This is a genomic window from Streptomyces sp. BE20, assembly GCF_036322525.1.
Lineage (GTDB): Bacteria > Actinomycetota > Actinomycetes > Streptomycetales > Streptomycetaceae > Kitasatospora.
In genome coordinates, this window is the sequence record NZ_JAQYWW010000106.1 from 1 (window position 1) to 374 (window position 374).

The following is a 374-nucleotide window of genomic DNA, read 5'->3' on the forward strand; positions in this document are numbered from 1 at the left end:
TGCGCAACGTCGTCCTCATCGGCTGCGCCGGCGTGGGCAAGACCACCCTCGCCGAATCCCTCGCCCACGCCGCGGGCTCCGTCGGGCGCCCCGGCCGCGGGGCCGCCGGCCCCCCCCCCGCCCCCCCCCCGCCCCGCCAGCACCACCCCCACCCCCCCCGCCACCCCAACGGGCACCCCCCCCCCCGGAAACGCCGCCACAAAAAACAACCCAAAAAACAAAACAAAACCAAAACAAACAAAAAAAACAAACCCCCAAAAAAAAACACCAACAACAAAACAAAAAAAAAAAAAAAAAAAAAAACAACAACAAAAAAAAACAAAAACAAACACAAAAAAAACAAACACAAACACACATCACAACCAAACCAAACA

The 374-nt window shown here is 55.6% G+C and carries 1 protein-coding gene; it reads right to left on the reverse strand.

Annotation, left to right across the window (positions count from 1 at the left end; genetic code table 11):
• The coding region (locus PUR61_RS00520) for a hypothetical protein (protein ID WP_329874460.1) at positions 1-353 on the reverse strand (353 nt) is incomplete at its 3' end.
• Positions 354-374 lie beyond the last annotated feature (21 nt).